General features: G+C 70.6%; 11 protein-coding genes. 7 read left to right on the forward strand and 4 right to left on the reverse strand.

The window, feature by feature from the left end:
- Positions 1 to 144: 144 nt before the first annotated feature.
- The 5 genes from QWY29_RS01305 (at position 145) to QWY29_RS01325 (ending at position 6,693) form a co-directional block, all read left to right on the forward strand.
- On the forward strand, positions 145 to 888 hold the full coding sequence (locus QWY29_RS01305; protein WP_300958847.1) for a hypothetical protein: 744 nt from the start codon (positions 145 to 147) through the stop codon (positions 886 to 888).
- Between the two features lie 275 nt (positions 889 to 1,163).
- Positions 1,164 to 1,643 carry a transcriptional regulator NrdR gene (gene nrdR / locus QWY29_RS01310; RefSeq protein ID WP_300958848.1) on the forward strand — a complete coding sequence of 160 codons (480 nt, stop codon included), beginning with the start codon at positions 1,164 to 1,166 and terminating at the stop codon, positions 1,641 to 1,643.
- Between the two features lie 155 nt (positions 1,644 to 1,798).
- Positions 1,799 to 4,711, forward strand: coding sequence for a vitamin B12-dependent ribonucleotide reductase (locus QWY29_RS01315; protein ID WP_300958849.1), 2,913 nt, complete (start codon positions 1,799 to 1,801; stop codon positions 4,709 to 4,711).
- Positions 4,712 to 4,838: 127 nt separating this feature from the next.
- On the forward strand, positions 4,839 to 5,705 hold the full coding sequence (locus QWY29_RS01320; RefSeq protein WP_300958850.1) for a hypothetical protein: 867 nt from the start codon (positions 4,839 to 4,841) through the stop codon (positions 5,703 to 5,705).
- 253 nt (positions 5,706 to 5,958) lie between these two features.
- Entirely contained in the window at positions 5,959 to 6,693 is a 735-nt protein-coding gene (locus QWY29_RS01325) for a hypothetical protein (protein ID WP_300958851.1), read from the forward strand.
- A 65-nt stretch (positions 6,694 to 6,758) separates the two neighbouring features.
- On the opposite strand, the gene QWY29_RS01330 is transcribed toward QWY29_RS01325, so the two are convergent.
- Complete coding sequence (locus QWY29_RS01330; RefSeq protein WP_300958852.1) at positions 6,759 to 9,851, reverse strand: DEAD/DEAH box helicase; 3,093 nt, start codon at positions 9,849 to 9,851, stop codon at positions 6,759 to 6,761.
- A 171-nt stretch (positions 9,852 to 10,022) separates the two neighbouring features.
- On the opposite strand from QWY29_RS01330, the gene QWY29_RS01335 reads away from it, so the two are divergent.
- Positions 10,023 to 10,904, forward strand: coding sequence for a nuclease-related domain-containing protein (locus QWY29_RS01335; RefSeq protein WP_300958853.1), 882 nt, complete (start codon positions 10,023 to 10,025; stop codon positions 10,902 to 10,904).
- 47 nt (positions 10,905 to 10,951) lie between these two features.
- The gene (locus tag QWY29_RS01340) at positions 10,952 to 12,391 is read left to right on the forward strand and encodes a hypothetical protein (RefSeq protein ID WP_300958854.1); all 1,440 of its coding nucleotides are present in this window, start codon (positions 10,952 to 10,954) and stop codon (positions 12,389 to 12,391) included.
- Positions 12,392 to 12,558: 167 nt separating this feature from the next.
- On the opposite strand, the gene QWY29_RS01345 is transcribed toward QWY29_RS01340, so the two are convergent.
- From QWY29_RS01345 to QWY29_RS01355, 3 genes are read right to left on the reverse strand one after another with little or no spacing between them, the layout of a single operon-like run.
- Complete coding sequence (locus QWY29_RS01345) at positions 12,559 to 13,245, reverse strand: ZIP family metal transporter (RefSeq protein ID WP_300958855.1); 687 nt, start codon at positions 13,243 to 13,245, stop codon at positions 12,559 to 12,561.
- Positions 13,246 to 13,287: 42 nt separating this feature from the next.
- Positions 13,288 to 13,929, reverse strand: a complete 642-nt coding sequence (locus QWY29_RS01350) for an HhH-GDP family DNA glycosylase (RefSeq protein WP_300958856.1) — start codon at positions 13,927 to 13,929, stop codon at positions 13,288 to 13,290.
- A gap of 43 nt (positions 13,930 to 13,972) precedes the next feature.
- Positions 13,973 to 14,806, reverse strand: a complete 834-nt coding sequence (locus QWY29_RS01355; protein WP_300958857.1) for a DUF1090 domain-containing protein — start codon at positions 14,804 to 14,806, stop codon at positions 13,973 to 13,975.
- Between the last annotated feature and the right edge of the window lie 254 nt (positions 14,807 to 15,060).

Below are 15,060 nucleotides of genomic sequence, written 5' to 3' on the forward strand. Positions count from 1 at the left end.
TCGACCCCGGCTGGCTGAGGAGGCCCGCCAGGGCCGTCTCGAAGCCCGCCCCCGTCCGGCTGGTTGAGGAGGCCCGCCAGGGCCGTCTCGAAGCCCGCCGGCCGGACCCGCGCAGACCCGCCGGAACGGGCGCACCATGGACCCATGACCCGCTGCGCAGCCCTGGCCGCCACCGTCGTCCTCCTGGGCGCCGGCCTGCCCGCCGCGTCGGCCGCCCCCGCCGACGCGCCACCCACCGACGAGCCGCCCGCCGAGCGCACGGTGACGGTGCGCGGCGACTGCGGGCCGAGCGGCCGCGTGGTGCTGCGCCAGGTGCTCGACGGTGACCGCACGACGGTCGCGGTGCGGCTGCGCGGGGTGCCGGACGGGCGGTGGCGCGGGGAGCACCTGGTCGAGGTCGGGGTCGACGACACCGAGGACACGCGGCTGGCCGCCGACGTGCGTGCGCACGTGCTGGCGGTCGGCTTCGAGGTCGACGGCGCCGCGGTCGGGGGAGTGCTGCGCCTGAGCGGGCCGCGCGGCGCGGAGTGCCACGCGGCGTACTCCGAGGCGGGCTCGATGGTCGTCGTCACCGACGCCCGCCTCGCCGGCGTCGTGCGCCGGTCGGGCCCGCGCAGGCTGGTGGCCCGCGCCGACGTCGACTGCCGGCCGGGTCCGCGCTGGTCGGTCGAGCTCGGGTTCAGCGACGAGTCCTCGGGATCGGGGTTCGGCTCGCCGAGGGTGCGGTGCCGGTCCGGGTCCGCCGTGCTGCGCGAGGTGGTCGAGCGGGACGTCGCCACCCTGCCGGCGACGGTCGAGGTGGCCGCCCGGCGGCCCGGCGGGCGCCACCTCCGGCTGCGGTACGTCGCCTCCGACCCGGCTCCGGTCGACCTGCCCTCGCGGCGCTGACCTGCGGGTTTGCGGAGTGGTCCGGACCAGAGCCCGGCGGTCCGGGGCGAGACACGCCGAACGGCTTGCGCCCGGCCCGAGCCCGGCGTACGGTTCCCCCACATCTAGTACTTACAAGGATGTAGTTATCCACATCTAGTGCACAGCACCAGGGTGGAAGCCCCACAGGAAGCTCGTTGTTCTACACAGTGACGGGCCCGATATCCCCAGATCGTCCACAGGTAACGACACCCTCCCGAGGGTGTCCGAGGCGCGCCCGGAAGGAGGCACCTGAGATGCACTGCCCGTACTGCCGCGGCACCGACACCCGGGTGCTCGACTCCCGGGTCGCCGACGACGGCGGCTCGATCCGCCGGCGGCGCACCTGCTCCTCGTGCGCCAAGCGCTTCACGACGATCGAGCAGATGCAGCTGACCGTGCTCAAGCGCAGCGGCGCGACCGAGCCGTTCACCCGCGAGAAGGCCGTCGCCGGCGTCCGGAAGGCCTGCAAGGGCCGCCCGGTCTCCGAGGACGACCTGGCCTGCCTCGGGCAGGCCGTCGAGGACGCGCTGCGCCTCTCGGGCGCCGCGGAGATCCCGGCGCACGAGGTCGGCCTGGCCATCCTCGGTCCGCTCCGGGCGCTCGACGAGGTCGCCTACCTGCGGTTCGCGAGCGTCTACCGCGCCTTCCAGAGCGCCGACGACTTCGCGGCCGAGATCGCCGCGCTCCGGGCCGACCGCGTCGTCCCGGAGCCCGCCCCTCAGCCCACGGGCTGACCACAGACCGCCCGGCACGTAGTGGGGAAGCTGCGTGCCGGGCGCACCACCTCAGCAGGACCCACGCCAGCCAGGCACAGCAGGACCTGTCCCACCGCACTGTCGGTGGTGGCAGCAAGGATCGAAGAAACCACCTCGAGAGACGGGACCAGAGGATGACGGAGACGGTGAGCGGCGCTGCCACCAGCGGCGCAGCAGCAGGCGGCAAGGGGCTCACGCTCGAGCGCGTGTTCAGCACGCCCGGTGTGCACCCCTACGACGAGATCACCTGGGAGCGCCGCGACGTCGTCCAGACCAACTGGAAGACCGGCGAGTCCGTCTTCGAGCAGCGCGGCGTGGAGTTCCCCGACTTCTGGTCGGTCAACGCCTCCACGATCGTGACGACGAAGTACTTCCGCGGCGCCGTCGGCACCGACGCCCGCGAGTGGAGCCTCAAGCAGCTCGTCGACCGCGTCGTGAAGACCTACACCAAGGCCGGCCGCGAGCACGGCTACTTCGCCGGCGAGGCCGACGCCGAGGTCTTCGAGCACGAGCTGACCTGGCTCCTGGTCCACCAGTACTTCTCGTTCAACAGCCCCGTCTGGTTCAACGTCGGCACCCCGTCGCCGCAGCAGGTCTCCGCCTGCTTCATCCTCTCCGTCGACGACTCGATGGACTCGATCCTGAACTGGTACAAGGAGGAGGGCTTCATCTTCAAGGGCGGCTCCGGCGCCGGCCTGAACCTCTCTCGCATCCGCTCCTCCAAGGAGCTGCTGTCCTCCGGTGGCACCGCCTCGGGTCCCGTCTCCTTCATGCGCGGTGCCGACGCCTCCGCGGGCACCATCAAGTCCGGTGGCGCCACGCGCCGTGCGGCGAAGATGGTCGTCCTCGACGTCGACCACCCCGACATCGAGGAGTTCGTGCAGACCAAGGCGCGCGAGGAGGACAAGATCCGCGCGCTGCGCGACGCCGGCTTCGACATGGACCTCGGCGGCGCCGACATCACCTCGGTGCAGTACCAGAACGCCAACAACTCCGTCCGCGTCTCCGACGAGTTCATGCGTGCGGTCGAGGACGGCACCGAGTTCGGCCTGCGCGCCCGGATGACCGGCGAGGTCATCGAGAAGGTCGACGCCCGCGGCCTGTTCCGCAAGATCGCCACCGCCGCGTGGGAGTGCGCCGACCCGGGCCTGCAGTACGACGACACGATCAACGACTGGCACACCAACCCGGAGACGGGCCGGATCACCGCGTCCAACCCGTGCTCGGAGTACATGTCGCTCGACAACTCCTCGTGCAACCTCGCGTCGCTGAACCTGCTGAAGTTCCTCAAGGACGACGACACCTTCGACGCCGAGCTGTTCGCGAAGGCCGTGGAGTTCATCATCACCGCGATGGACATCTCCATCTGCTTCGCCGACTTCCCGACCGAGGCGATCGGCCAGACCACCGTCGACTACCGCCAGCTCGGCATCGGGTACGCCAACCTCGGCGCCCTGCTGATGGCGATGGGCCTCGGCTACGACTCCGAGGGTGGCCGCTCGATGGCTGCGACCATCACCTCGCTGATGACCGGCACCTCCTACAAGCGCTCGGCCGAGCTCGCCGCGATCGTGGGCCCCTACAACGGCTACGCCCGCAACGCCGACGCCCACAAGCGGGTCATGCGCAAGCACCAGGCGGCCAACGACACCGTCCGCCCGCTGCACACCAACGACCAGGCCGTGCACCGTCTCGCCACCAAGGCGTGGGCCGACGTCATCGCCCTGGGCGAGACCAACGGCTTCCGCAACGCGCAGGCCTCGGTGCTCGCGCCCACCGGCACCATCGGCTTCATGATGGACTGCGACACCACCGGCATCGAGCCCGACTTCTCCCTGGTGAAGTTCAAGAAGCTCGTCGGCGGCGGCTCGATGCAGATCGTCAACCAGACCGTGCCGCGCGCGCTGAAGAAGCTCGGCTACCAGCCCGAGCAGGTCGAGGCGATCGTCGCCTACATCGCCGAGCACGGCCACGTCGTCGACGCTCCCGGCCTCAAGCAGGAGCACTACGAGGTCTTCGATTGCGCGATGGGCGCCCGCGCGCTCAAGCCGATGGGCCACGTGCGGATGATGGCCGCGGCGCAGCCGTTCCTCTCCGGCGCGATCTCCAAGACCGTCAACCTCCCCGAGACGGCCTCCGTCGAGGACGTCGAGGAGGTCTACCTCCAGTCGTGGAAGCTCGGCCTCAAGGCGACCGCGATCTACCGCGACAACGCGAAGGTCGGCCAGCCGCTGGCCGACGGCGGGGGCAAGGCCAAGAAGGACGCCGCCGACGCGGCGGACGCCGCGGCCGAGGCCGTGACCAAGGTCGTGGAGAAGGTCGTCTACGCCCCGACCCGCAAGCGCCTGCCGAAGTCCCGCGTCTCGCGCACCACCTCCTTCACCGTGGGTGGCGCCGAGGGCTACATGACCTCGGGTGCGCACGACGACGGCGAGCTCGGCGAGATCTTCCTCAAGCTCGGCAAGCAGGGCTCGACCCTGGCCGGCGTGATGGACGCGTTCTCGATCGCGGTCTCGATCGGCCTGCAGTACGGCGTGCCGCTGGAGACCTACGTCTCGAAGTTCACCAACCTGCGCTTCGAGCCGGCCGGCCTCACCGACGACGCGGACGTCCGGATGGCGCAGTCGATCATGGACTACATCTTCCGCCGCCTCGCCCTGGACTACCTGCCCTTCGAGCAGCGCTCCGCCCTGGGCATCTACTCCGCCCAGGAGCGCCAGCGCCACCTCGAGACCGGCTCCTACGAGCCGGTCGAGGAGACTGGCGGCGCGGCCGAGCTGATCGAGTCCGGCCCGACCTCCCAGGCCGTCGTCGAGGCCGAGGTCGCCGACGACGTCGAGGTCGAGACCAAGGACACCCACGGCGCCGAGGCCCGCGAGGTCCCGGCGAAGCCCGCTGGCGACGCCCACACCACCGCCGAGCTCCTGGAGAAGATCACCGGCACCGCGATCGACTCCCCGCTCTGCTTCACCTGTGGCACCAAGATGCGCCCCGCCGGCTCCTGCTACGTCTGCGAGGGCTGCGGCAGCACCTCCGGCTGCAGCTGACAACTAGGCGCCCGTACAACGGCCCCGACACCGCCAGGTGTCGGGGCCGTTCGTCATCCTGATGTCGGTGGGCGCCGCTAGAAGGGTGATGCCAGCGAAACCCTGGGGTCGGGACAGGACGTACGCCGTGTCAACGACCGCGCCTAAGCGCTACCGCCGCCCGCCTGCCGCAGAGATCACGCCAGATACGCCGATCTGGTGTCCCGCGTGCCAAATGTTTCAGCCGGCGATCGACTTCAACAACGAGTCCCGTCGCTACAGCGGGTTAGCGACGCGCTGCAGAAAAGCCCAAGCAGCGGCGAGACAAACGGCTGAGGCGCGGGAGCAAACCCGTGCCCAGAACAAACGGCGATGGGCGAACCCGGAGTACCGCGAACGGGGACTCGAAGCGGCCAGGGCCCGTCGCAGGGTGAAAGGGCAGGACGATCTCAGGAAGTCCCGTGCCCGATTGCGAACTGCAGTCGACGAGTGGAAGCTTCAAGGATGCATCGACTGCGGCTACCGCGACATCCGCGCGATCGAGCCCGACCATCGGCCGGGTGAGGTCAAGGTCGGCAACGTCAGTCGCCTTGTGACCCTGTGTGTGTCGCTCGACCGCTTGCGAGCAGAGCTGGCGAAGTGCGAGCCGCGGTGCGCACGTTGTCACCGCCGCATGACTGCGACGCGACGCCCCAATTCCTGGCGTGCTGCGACGACACTTCCGCCGTCGTGGCGAGCGAGGCTGGACCGGCAGGACTTCAACGACGCGTTGAAGATGCGTCTCGGCTGCGCTGACTGCGGCTGGGCGGGCTGGGCCCGTGGCCTTGATTGGGACCATGCACGCGGCGTCAAGAAGCACCGGATCGCCGACCTCATCAACCACGGTGGCCCTGTCGAACGGTTGGTTCGCGAGCTCGGGAAGTGCGACGTCGTGTGTGCGAACTGTCATCGGGTCAGAACATCCACTCGCCTGCTCGCCCAGCCTCCTGTGCGCCCGGCAGATGCGTCCCGCTAGCGCGAATGGGTGATGCCCTCTGGCCGATCGGACAGGCCTTTACCTTTCGCCGAGCAAGCCTGCGCAAGGTCAGGTAAGCAGGTGACCCATCGGTCCACTCTCGGGAGGTCAACACGTGCATCGGTCTCGTTTCAGGTTCGCGGTCGTCTTGTTGATGAGTTTGGCTGCGCTCGCCACTGGACTCGCCACGCCGTCTCTCGCCTCGCAACCTCCCGGGCTCCCCACGGCTAGTTCGGCAGTCGAGGCGACGCGGATGCAACGGGGCGCCACGATCTCGTCTTCAACCAAAGAGGCCGAAGAAGGAGACCGCCTGACGCTCACTGTGGCGTTGAAGTCAGCTGCCAAGGCGAAAATGGTGACCCTGCAGCGGTACCAGCCGTCCCGCTATGGCTGGGACGCCCCAGCATGGAACGACGTCAAGACGGTCAACCCGCGTGGGAATCGCAGGCTTAGGTTCGCGGTGCTGGCAACCGAGAAGAACGTTGAGCGCTTCCGCGCCGTCGTGGCGTACAAGAAGGCGAAGCCGACGACGTCAAGACCGGTGAACATCAAGGTGTGGCGCTGGATCCCGTTGTCGGAGTACGACCCGTACTACGAGACCGGTGGGACAACCGTCTACGGCACTTTCGGGATCAACGGCCGCGTCTACAAGGGGTTCGGTCCGTATACCTTCTCCCACCTCGGGTCCTGGGAGTCCCAATTCACGCCCGGACGAAACTGCAGGGCATTCCGGGGCGTCTTCGGTCTCGACGACGATTCGGACGACGGATCGTCAGGCGTCATTGCGGTAACGGCCGACGACGTCCAGGTCTACGAAACGCCGCCGCTGACTCCCGGCATGTCTCTCGAGTGGACGGTCCAGCTCCCGCACCCTTACCGACTGGGTCTTCAACTGCGTGACACCTCACCCGGCGGATCTGAGGCTCACGACGAGGTCGAGTCCTATCCAGCGATCGGTGATCCCGCTCTGCTCTGCACCGGCGTCTGACTTACGCCACCTCGCGCGAGCGTCTTAGGCGGCGCAATGCCCGTCTGCGCGCGACCAGGCGTGAGTCAGCGGGCCGCCAGCGTCGCCGAAGCGAGGAAGTCCGCTGGCATGGCGTGCCTCAGACGCCACGTGATGGCGATCGGCCGGTCACCCTGGTGAGCGGCATAGGTGACGGGCCCGAGGAAGAGGTACGGAGACGTGCCGAACTCGTCCTTCTGCTCATGCCGAACGAAGAGCAGCACCGTGCTGCCGCCGATGAGGTAGCGCTGCCCGGTCGCCGAGGCGACCGACGTCGTCGACTGCGACTCCCAATGGAACGTGTGCGCATCGATGGGGTAGTCGCGGTACATCGTCGTGGGGGAGAAGTCGGCTTCGCTCTTCTTCAGCGTGACGAACAGGATGTCGACGTTGAGGTCGGCGGAGTAGGCCACGCCCTGCATGACGCTCGTGGGCTTCCGCGTCAGCGAGGCGTAGTCGAGCGCGGCCAGGATCTCTTCACGCTGGTAGCGTCCGTGCACGCGCAACGGCACCTGGGCCAGGTCGTCCCCAAGCTCGATCGTCCGGTGCCGCGCAGCGTCGAAGGACAGGTCGACGATCGCCGAGGCTTCATCGGCGACGTGACGCAGCTCAGCAGCAGCTCGCAAGCCTTCGTCGTACGTCCTGGGCTCAGCGCTCGGGTAGAGCGAGAAGAACAGCATCCGAGCGAGTCGTCGTTCCCCAGCCGAGAGGTCGTCGTACGACATGAGGTCCGGGGCAAGGAGGCGGCGGTAGGCCGACGCCCGGACCGGGTCGTCCACGTGGGCGAGCGCCCGCATGCGCTTCAACAGCGCAGACTCACCGGCGGTGGGCTCGTCGCGGATGACACGGGCGTCACGCTGCAACGTTGTCCAGGACTTCTGGCCGGCCTTCAGCACGTCGGCGAGCTCGAGGTCTGCTTCCCGCAGGAAGGTGGGCAGGTCGTGCTCGGGGTGTCGTCGTAGCTCGGTGACCATGTCGCGCCACCGGGTCGCCACTTGGCCGCGGATGTTCTCCAAGACGATCTGCTGGGCTTGCCGATCCATCGCGATCTGGCATCCCGAGGGAAGTAGCGGGAAGCCGCGTTCGACCTCGCGCTCGAGTCCCTTGCGGGTCTGCCCGGTGAGCGCTCGCAGTTTCAGATCGAAGCGGAACTCTTTGCGGTGGTAGCCGACGAAGTCGAGCACCGTGAGCACAGCCTTGTCCCGGGTGCGCCGCAGTCCCCGGCCGAGCTGTTGCAGAAAGACAGTCGCGCTTTCCGTGGGGCGCAGGAACAGGACGGTGTCGATGTCAGGCACGTCGACGCCTTCGTTGAAGACATCGACCGTGAAGATGGCCTGCACCTGGCCGGCGCGCAGATTCGTCAGCGCCTGCTCGCGCTCCGCCTGCGGCGTACGACCACTGACGGTGGCCGAACTGATTCCGGCGGCGTTGAAGGTGCGCGTCATGAAGTCCGCGTGAGCCACGCTGACGCAGAAACCCAGAGCGCGCATCGAGCCGGGGTCGGAGACCTTGTCGAGCAGCTGGCTGAGGATCAGCGCGGCGCGGCGGTCGTTGCCCGTGTAGACGTTCTCGAGCTCGGCGTCGTCGTACCGCCCCAGCTTCCAGCTCACCCGGCGCAGGTCGGTGCCGTCGGCCACCGCGAAGTAGTGGAAGGGGCAGAGCAGGTCGGCGCCGAGGGCATCCCAGAGACGCAGCTCGGCTGCGATGCGGCCGTCGAAGAACGTCCGCACGTCGACGCCGTCGGCGCGCTCGGGGGTCGCGGTCAGGCCCAGCAGCTCGCGCGGGGCCAGCTGGTCCAAGAGCCGGCGGTAGCTCGCCGCCTCGGCGTGGTGGAACTCGTCGATCACCACGATGTCGAATGCGTCTGCGGGGATGCTGTCGACCCCATGCGAGTTCAGCGACTGGATGCTGGCGAAGACGTGCGTGCCGCGCTCGGGCCGCATGCCACCGACGTACAGCTCACCGAAGTTCGCGTCGGTCAGCACCTCGCGGTAGGTCCGGACCGCCTGTTCGAGGATTTCGCGGCGGTGGGCGACGAAGAGCAGCGACGGTCGTTCGCTTCCGGTGCAGAGTCGGCGATAGTCGAGCGCGGCCAGCACGGTCTTGCCGGTCCCGGTGGCCGCCACCACCAGGTTGCGGTGCCGACCGTGCGTCTCCCGCTCGGCCTCGACCGCATCGAGCATCTGCTGTTGGTACGGGTACGGCCGGACCTCGAGGCCGGAGAGGCTGATCGTCACCCTCTGGTGCTGTGTCCGCCCGGACGCCTCCGCCAGGGCGTCATCGAGGCGGTCGCGATCCCGGTCGGGGTCGTAGGCCTCGAAGCTGGGATCGTGCCAGTAGGTGTCGAACGTGGCGCGGAACTTATCGAGGAGCGCGCCGGTGCCGACCGACGAGAGCCGGACGTTCCACTCGACGCCGTCGAGCAAGGCAGCGCGCGAGAGGTTGGAGGAGCCGACGTACGCCGTGTCGAAGCCGGTCGCTCGGCGGAACATCCACGCCTTCGCGTGGAGGCGCGTCCGTGCTGAGTCGTACTGAATCCGCACCTCGGCTCCGAAGTCCTGCACCAGCCGGTCGAGCGCGCGACGCTCGGTGGCACCCATGTAGGTGGTGGTGAGGATGCGCAGCGGTGCCCGGCGGTCGTGGAGTCGCGTCAACTCGCTCTCGAGCAGGCGCAGGCCGTGCCACTTCACGAAGGCGCACAGCAGGTCGACTTCATCGCTCGTGTCGATCTCTGCGCGCAGCTCCGCGCCGAGGTTGGGCTCGCCCCGAGTGTTGGTGAGCAGGGCAGCTTCGGTCAGGGGAGTGTTCGGTCGCGTCGGGCCGATCCGCGGGGCGTCCCCGAGGGACGACGGTCGCGCCACTCGCAGTAGCCGTCGGGTCGGCTGCGCCAGGGGGTCGGCTGCGGCGTCCTCGAGCTGCACCAGCAAGTCGTTCACGATGCTGCGGCGCTGCCCGGAGTCCTGGGTCGAGGCCAGCAGGCGCCTCGTCGCGTCGTACACGTGCCGCGCCAAGACGTGAGGCTCGTCGACAGCGTCGATGCCGCTCACCTGCGCCGCGCTTCCGAGCTCCCCGACCTCGGCAGCGAGTGAGGCCGTCACCAACGATTCGTATAGGCCGTCGGGCAAGGCGTCGCTGCTCATCGCGGACAGCTTTACCTACGGAAGGGCCCTCTCGCAGGTTCTTGTCCTGCTCCGGGTGTGTCAGTCCGGCCAGCCGATCGGCGGAGATCGGCCCGTAGTGCGGACAGCGCTCTCGCTCCTTGTCTTTACTTTCCCGAGGTCCCTGCCCCCGACGACGTGAGGAGACGCTCCATGGCTGGAGAGTCCGCCCGCGACATGGCTCAGCGCCAGCGCGAGAAGTCCGAGCGGCTAGCCAAGTCTGCGGAGAAGTGGCAGCGCGGCGCTGAGGGCGAGGAAGCAACAGCGCGGGCACTCGAGGTGCTTCCGGCCGCCGAGTGGACCGTCTTCCACGATCGACGCTGGCCTGGCCGCAGGCTCGCCAACGTCGACCATGTGGTGGTCGGGCCACCAGGCGTCTTCGTCATCGACAGCAAGAACTGGACTGGCAAGGTCGAGGTGCGCGACCAGGTTCTCCGGCAGAACGGCTACAAGCGCGAGCGAGAGGTGGTCTCGGCAGCGGAATCCGCCATCGCCATCTCCTTAGTGACGCCCGATCTCTCGGCCGGCCTGGCCGTTCCGGTGTTGTGCTTCGTGCGCGAGGAGCCTCTGACCGGCTGGGCGCGTGACGTGATGGTGTGCTCCACCGCCAACGTGGTGGAGATGCTGAAGAGCCGGCCGCCCCGATTGGACGAAGCGCAACGGCGCCAGATTTGCGTCGGGCTTGATCTGACCCTCGCTCAGGCGAATGCACCGGGCGCGGCGGCTCCATGGCCTTCTCGAACGTCCGCCCAGCCCCAACCACGGCCCTTGTCCGCACAGCGTCAGCCACGCGGGAGTAAGGCGCGTCGGCGAACCAAGCCGTCAGCGACGGGGCAACTACTTCGCTTCGCCATTGCCGCGTTGGCGCTGCTCTTTGTCGTGTCCTCGGGGCTCCTGCCGGCGGCCGGTCACTGGTTCGGCGAGCACCTCACCCAGCAGATCGCGCCGGAGCCCACGGAGAAGTCGAAACCGAAGCCCAAGCAGGAACGGCAGAACAAGAACCCTGCGAAGCGGGAAGTCGGCGACGGCACCTAACCCAGGGGTGCTGCCCCTGCGACGTGTGCCCGGGCAGGATGGCGAGCATGGCCGATGATCAGCACGGACTGGTGTTCCCGAGCGACGAGGAAGGTCGTCGCAGCACGACCGCGGTGGGGCGGGCGGTGGTGGCGGATGCGCTGCGGCCGGTCGACCAGGTGGGGGCGCGGACGGCGGAGCGGGAGACGGCGTGGCGCGGGGAGTACCTGCTGTACTTCCGCCGGCTCGTCGAGGCGGGCCTCGGGTCGCCAGGCGACGCGCTGGGCATCGCGCGGGCGGGGCTCGCGTCGCTGCACGAGCGGATGCGAGTGCTCGGCGACGACGGCGAGGTGTCGCTGGCGGCGTGGCCGGAGAGCGGGACGAGCTTCGACCAGGTCGAGCTGGAGGGCACGGGGGAGCGGGTCGACGAGCTCCTGCTGCCGTACCGGGGCGACCGGCTCCGCGGCGACGAGATCAGGCGCCAGGTCGACCGGTGGGTCGAGGCCGGCGTGGTCGAGCCGTCGGTGGCCGAGGCGGTCGGTGCGGTGCTGGACAACCCCGAGTGGCTGCGGCTCGAGGGGCACACGGTCGCGGTCATCGGTGCGGCGTCCGAGATGGGACCGCTGCAGGCGCTGACCCGCTGGGGTGCCCGCATCGCGGCGGTCGACCTGCCGCGCGACGGGCTGTGGGACCGGGTCGCCGACACGGCGCGGGCCGGGGCCGGCACGGTGGTGGCGCCCCGGGCGGGAGCGGTGCCGGGGGCCGACCTGCTCGCCGACGTACCTGCTCTCGCGCACTGGTTGTCGGAGCAGCCGGGCACGCTGGTGGTCGGCAACTACGTGTACGCCGACGGCGCGACCAACGTCCGGGTCAGCACCGCCGTCGACGAGCTGAGCCGGCGCCTGCTGAGCAGCAGGGACGACGTGGCGCTGGCGTTCCTGGCCACGCCCACCGATGTGTTCGCGGTGCCGGGGGACGCGGTGGCGCAGGCGACCGAGCGCTACGAGACGCGGTCCCGCGCCGCCAAGACGCTCGGCCGTCCGCTGCGGGCGGCGTCCGGCGGGCGGCTGCTGCGCCGGCCGTACGCACCCGGCGCCACCCCCGGCGTCAACGACTCGCTGGTGCCGCAGCAGGGCCCCAACTACGCGCTGGCCAAGCGGCTGCAGCGCTGGCGCGCGACCGTCGCCCGCCACGAGGGCGCGACCGTGTCGATGAACGTCGCCCCGCCGACCCGCACCCGGTCGGTGGTCAAGAACCGCGCCCTCGCCGCGGCGTACGCCGGCGCCCACCGCTTCGGCGTCGAGGTCTTCGACCCCTCCACCTCCAACGTGCTCATGGCCGCGCTGCTCGTCCACGACCTGCACACCGGCGGCGGCCCGCGGCACGAGCACCCCTGGCAGGACGAGGCGTACGCCGCGGCGCACGGCGGGCTGTGGCGCACGGCGTACGCCCCGCGCAGCGCGCTCGGGCTGGCCGCCCTGCTCGGCATGGGCGCCGCACGGGCCTGACCCGTGGTGGGATGACGGCGTGAGCCGCTCGCCGTCGCCACGCTCGCCCGAGTCGCCCGAGCTCGGCTAGCGGTCGAGACCGACCTCGACTTCGACCTGCGCGAGCCGCTCGGCAATGACGTGCGGATCGCCTAGGGCGAGGAGAGATGAGTCCGGGCCGGCGCCCCTCACCCACCGAGGAGGAAGCCGGTGAGGAACCCGGCCGCGCTGCCGAGGGCGACGAGCGGACCGCCCTTGCCGAACGCCTCCGGAGCGAGCGTGGCGACGACCGAGGCGAGAACGGCACCGGCGGCGAAGGCGAGCGGGTAGGCCAGCGCCTCCGACGACGCGCCCGCGAACACGAGGCGGCCGAGGACCACGGCAGCCGCGAGCAGGACCGTCGCGCCGACCCAGAGCGCGACCACCGAACGAGCACTGCGGCCACGGTCCTGCATCGTCCGCGCACCCGCGAGCGCCTCCGGGAAGTTGCTGACGAAGACGGCGACGAGCAGCGCGACGCTGCCCGAACCGCTGAGGGAGACGCCGAGCGCGGTGTTCTCCGGGATGCCGTCGAGGGTCACGCCGGCGAGCAGCGCCCACCCGGCGGTCGTGCCGCTGACGTAACGGTCGAGGAAGTAGTCGGCCGTGGTGAACACCAGCGCCCCGGCCGCGAACAGCAGACCGGCGCGCACCGGGCCGCCGTCGCGGTAGCTCGGCTCGAAGAGCTCGAACGCCACCGACGCGATCAGCGCACCCGCGGCGAAGGCCAGCGCGGCCGCGAGCAGCGGCTGCGGGACCCGCCAGCGGACGCCGACCAGGGCCCCGGCCGTGAGGGGGAGGGAGGCGCTGAGGGCGTACACGACGAGCAGCAGCACGCCCGGTCGGTACCCAGCTCGCGACGCCCTTGTGGTCGCCGGTCAGGCGTCGCTCCCGGTCACGTCGTCCACGACGTCCTGGTCGCGGGCAGCCCGGACGCAGGCGGCGACGAGCCGCGGCAGGTCCTGGGCAGGGACGAGGTCGGCCAGCTTCTCGGGCGCGGTGGGGAGGCCGAGCCGATCGGCGCCCTTCGCGGCGAGGTCGTCGACGTACGGCGCCACGTCGGGCCACACGCCCTGCACCTCGCGCAGGAAGATCGCCGCGCCGGCGGGGCCGATCCCCTTGGACTGCTGCAGCGCCTGCTCGAGCGCCGGGACGTCGTCGCAGGCCTCGTGCATGCGCCGCAGGTCACCGGAGAAGTCGTCGAGCACCTTGTCGGCGAGCTCCCCGAGCTGGGTGGACGTGCGCTCGTCGTAGCGGCGGTAGCCGCCCCGGCCGAGCGCATCGACCCGCTGCTGCCAGGTGGTGTCGCGGGTGCGCTCGGGCGTGGTGCAGCCGGCGTCGAAGAGCTCGCGGGCGGCCGCGACGGCGATGCTCGAGCTGATCCGGGCCGACAGGAGCAGGCTGAGCACCAGCAGCTGCCACAGGGCGGCCGGCTTGTCGTCGACCGTGATGCCGGCGTCCTCGGCGTACGTCGTGCCGTGCTGCTCGAGCAGCACGCGGGCGGTGTCGCGGTGGCTCATGCCGCCTCGGGTACCCGACAGCCCGGATGCGACCCGCTCGCGGTCAGGGCGTGCCGGTCGGGCTGGGCAGCGGGGCGGACGGCGTCGGGGTCGGCACCTCGGGGGTCGGCTCGACCGACGGCTCCGTGGACGGGTCCTCGGTGGGTGCCTCCGACGACGGGACCGGGTCGGTCGAGGGGGTCCCGCCGTCGCTGGGGGTGGTGCTGCCCGACGGGTCGGCCGGGGACTGCTGCGGGTCGCGGGGGCCTCCGTCGCGGCCGTCGTCGTCGGACCCGGAGCCGCCGCCGCCGCCGGTGATACGGGTGATCGTGGTGCCGCCGTCGGAGTCCGAGCCGCCGGTGTAGGAGGAGACCGTGCGGCCGGTGAGCGCCTCGAAGACGCTGATGACGACCACGACGAGGAGGAAGAGCCCGCCGGCGACGAGCGTGATCCGCTTCCAGGGCAGCACCGCGAGCCGCTCGCGCCAGGTGGGGGAGTCCGCGTCGCCGTCGTCGGCGCCCGGGCCGTCGGCCGAGGGGTCGAGCTCGTCCGCGGCCTCGGCCAGCTGCGCCTCGGCCCGCGGCAGCCGCGAGGGGTCCCCGCGCCGCGCCGCACGGCGTACCTCCGCCTGGGCCTCGCCCACCTTGTGCAGCGCCCGCTCCTGGGCCTCGGCGAGCTTGGCCCGCGACCGGGCCAAGCCCTGGCTGTAGACGGCCGTGCCCACGGTCGCCGCGACGCTGCCGAGCGCCGCACCGATGAGCGTGCCGGCCGCGCCGAGGGTCGAGAGCAGGACCGCGGTCGTGATCGCCGCGAGGGCGCCAGCGATGGTCCGGACCCAGTCGATGTCGAGCCCGGACGGCGCCTTGGCGGCGTCCTGGGAGGTGTCGTCGTCAGCCATCGCCCTCGACGGTACCGACGACCACCCCCGCCCCGCCCCAGGCCTCGGGTGACGAGGCTCACGCCCGCCACGACTGGGTGAGAGGCGTCTTGGATGTTTCCGTGGTGGTACGTCGCCTGCGCCGTCGCGCGGGCACGACCATGCCGAACCTGGACCGCGCCGAGGCCCGTCACGTCGCCAGGGGACACCGATCACAGGAAGCAGAGACGGGCGCGGGAGACCCGAGCAGGACGCCCACCACCGCACCGCGGAGG

Source organism: Nocardioides abyssi (genome assembly GCF_030412915.1).
Classification (GTDB): Bacteria; Actinomycetota; Actinomycetes; order Propionibacteriales; family Nocardioidaceae; genus Nocardioides; species Nocardioides abyssi.

Excerpts from the sequence above, each read along its gene's own strand:
- QWY29_RS01355 (WP_300958857.1), bottom strand. The coding sequence starts at position 14,806 with ATGGCTGACGACGACACCTCCCAGGACGCCGCCAAGGCGCCGTCCGGG.
- nrdR (WP_300958848.1), top strand. The coding sequence starts at position 1,164 with ATGCACTGCCCGTACTGCCGCGGCACCGACACCCGGGTGCTCGACTCC.
- QWY29_RS01305 (WP_300958847.1), top strand. The coding sequence starts at position 145 with ATGACCCGCTGCGCAGCCCTGGCCGCCACCGTCGTCCTCCTGGGCGCC.
- QWY29_RS01330 (WP_300958852.1), bottom strand. The coding sequence starts at position 9,851 with ATGAGCAGCGACGCCTTGCCCGACGGCCTATACGAATCGTTGGTGACG.
- QWY29_RS01325 (WP_300958851.1), top strand. The coding sequence starts at position 5,959 with ATGCAACGGGGCGCCACGATCTCGTCTTCAACCAAAGAGGCCGAAGAA.
- QWY29_RS01315 (WP_300958849.1), top strand. The coding sequence starts at position 1,799 with ATGACGGAGACGGTGAGCGGCGCTGCCACCAGCGGCGCAGCAGCAGGC.
- QWY29_RS01340 (WP_300958854.1), top strand. The coding sequence starts at position 10,952 with ATGGCCGATGATCAGCACGGACTGGTGTTCCCGAGCGACGAGGAAGGT.
- QWY29_RS01335 (WP_300958853.1), top strand. The coding sequence starts at position 10,023 with ATGGCTGGAGAGTCCGCCCGCGACATGGCTCAGCGCCAGCGCGAGAAG.
- QWY29_RS01350 (WP_300958856.1), bottom strand. The coding sequence starts at position 13,929 with ATGAGCCACCGCGACACCGCCCGCGTGCTGCTCGAGCAGCACGGCACG.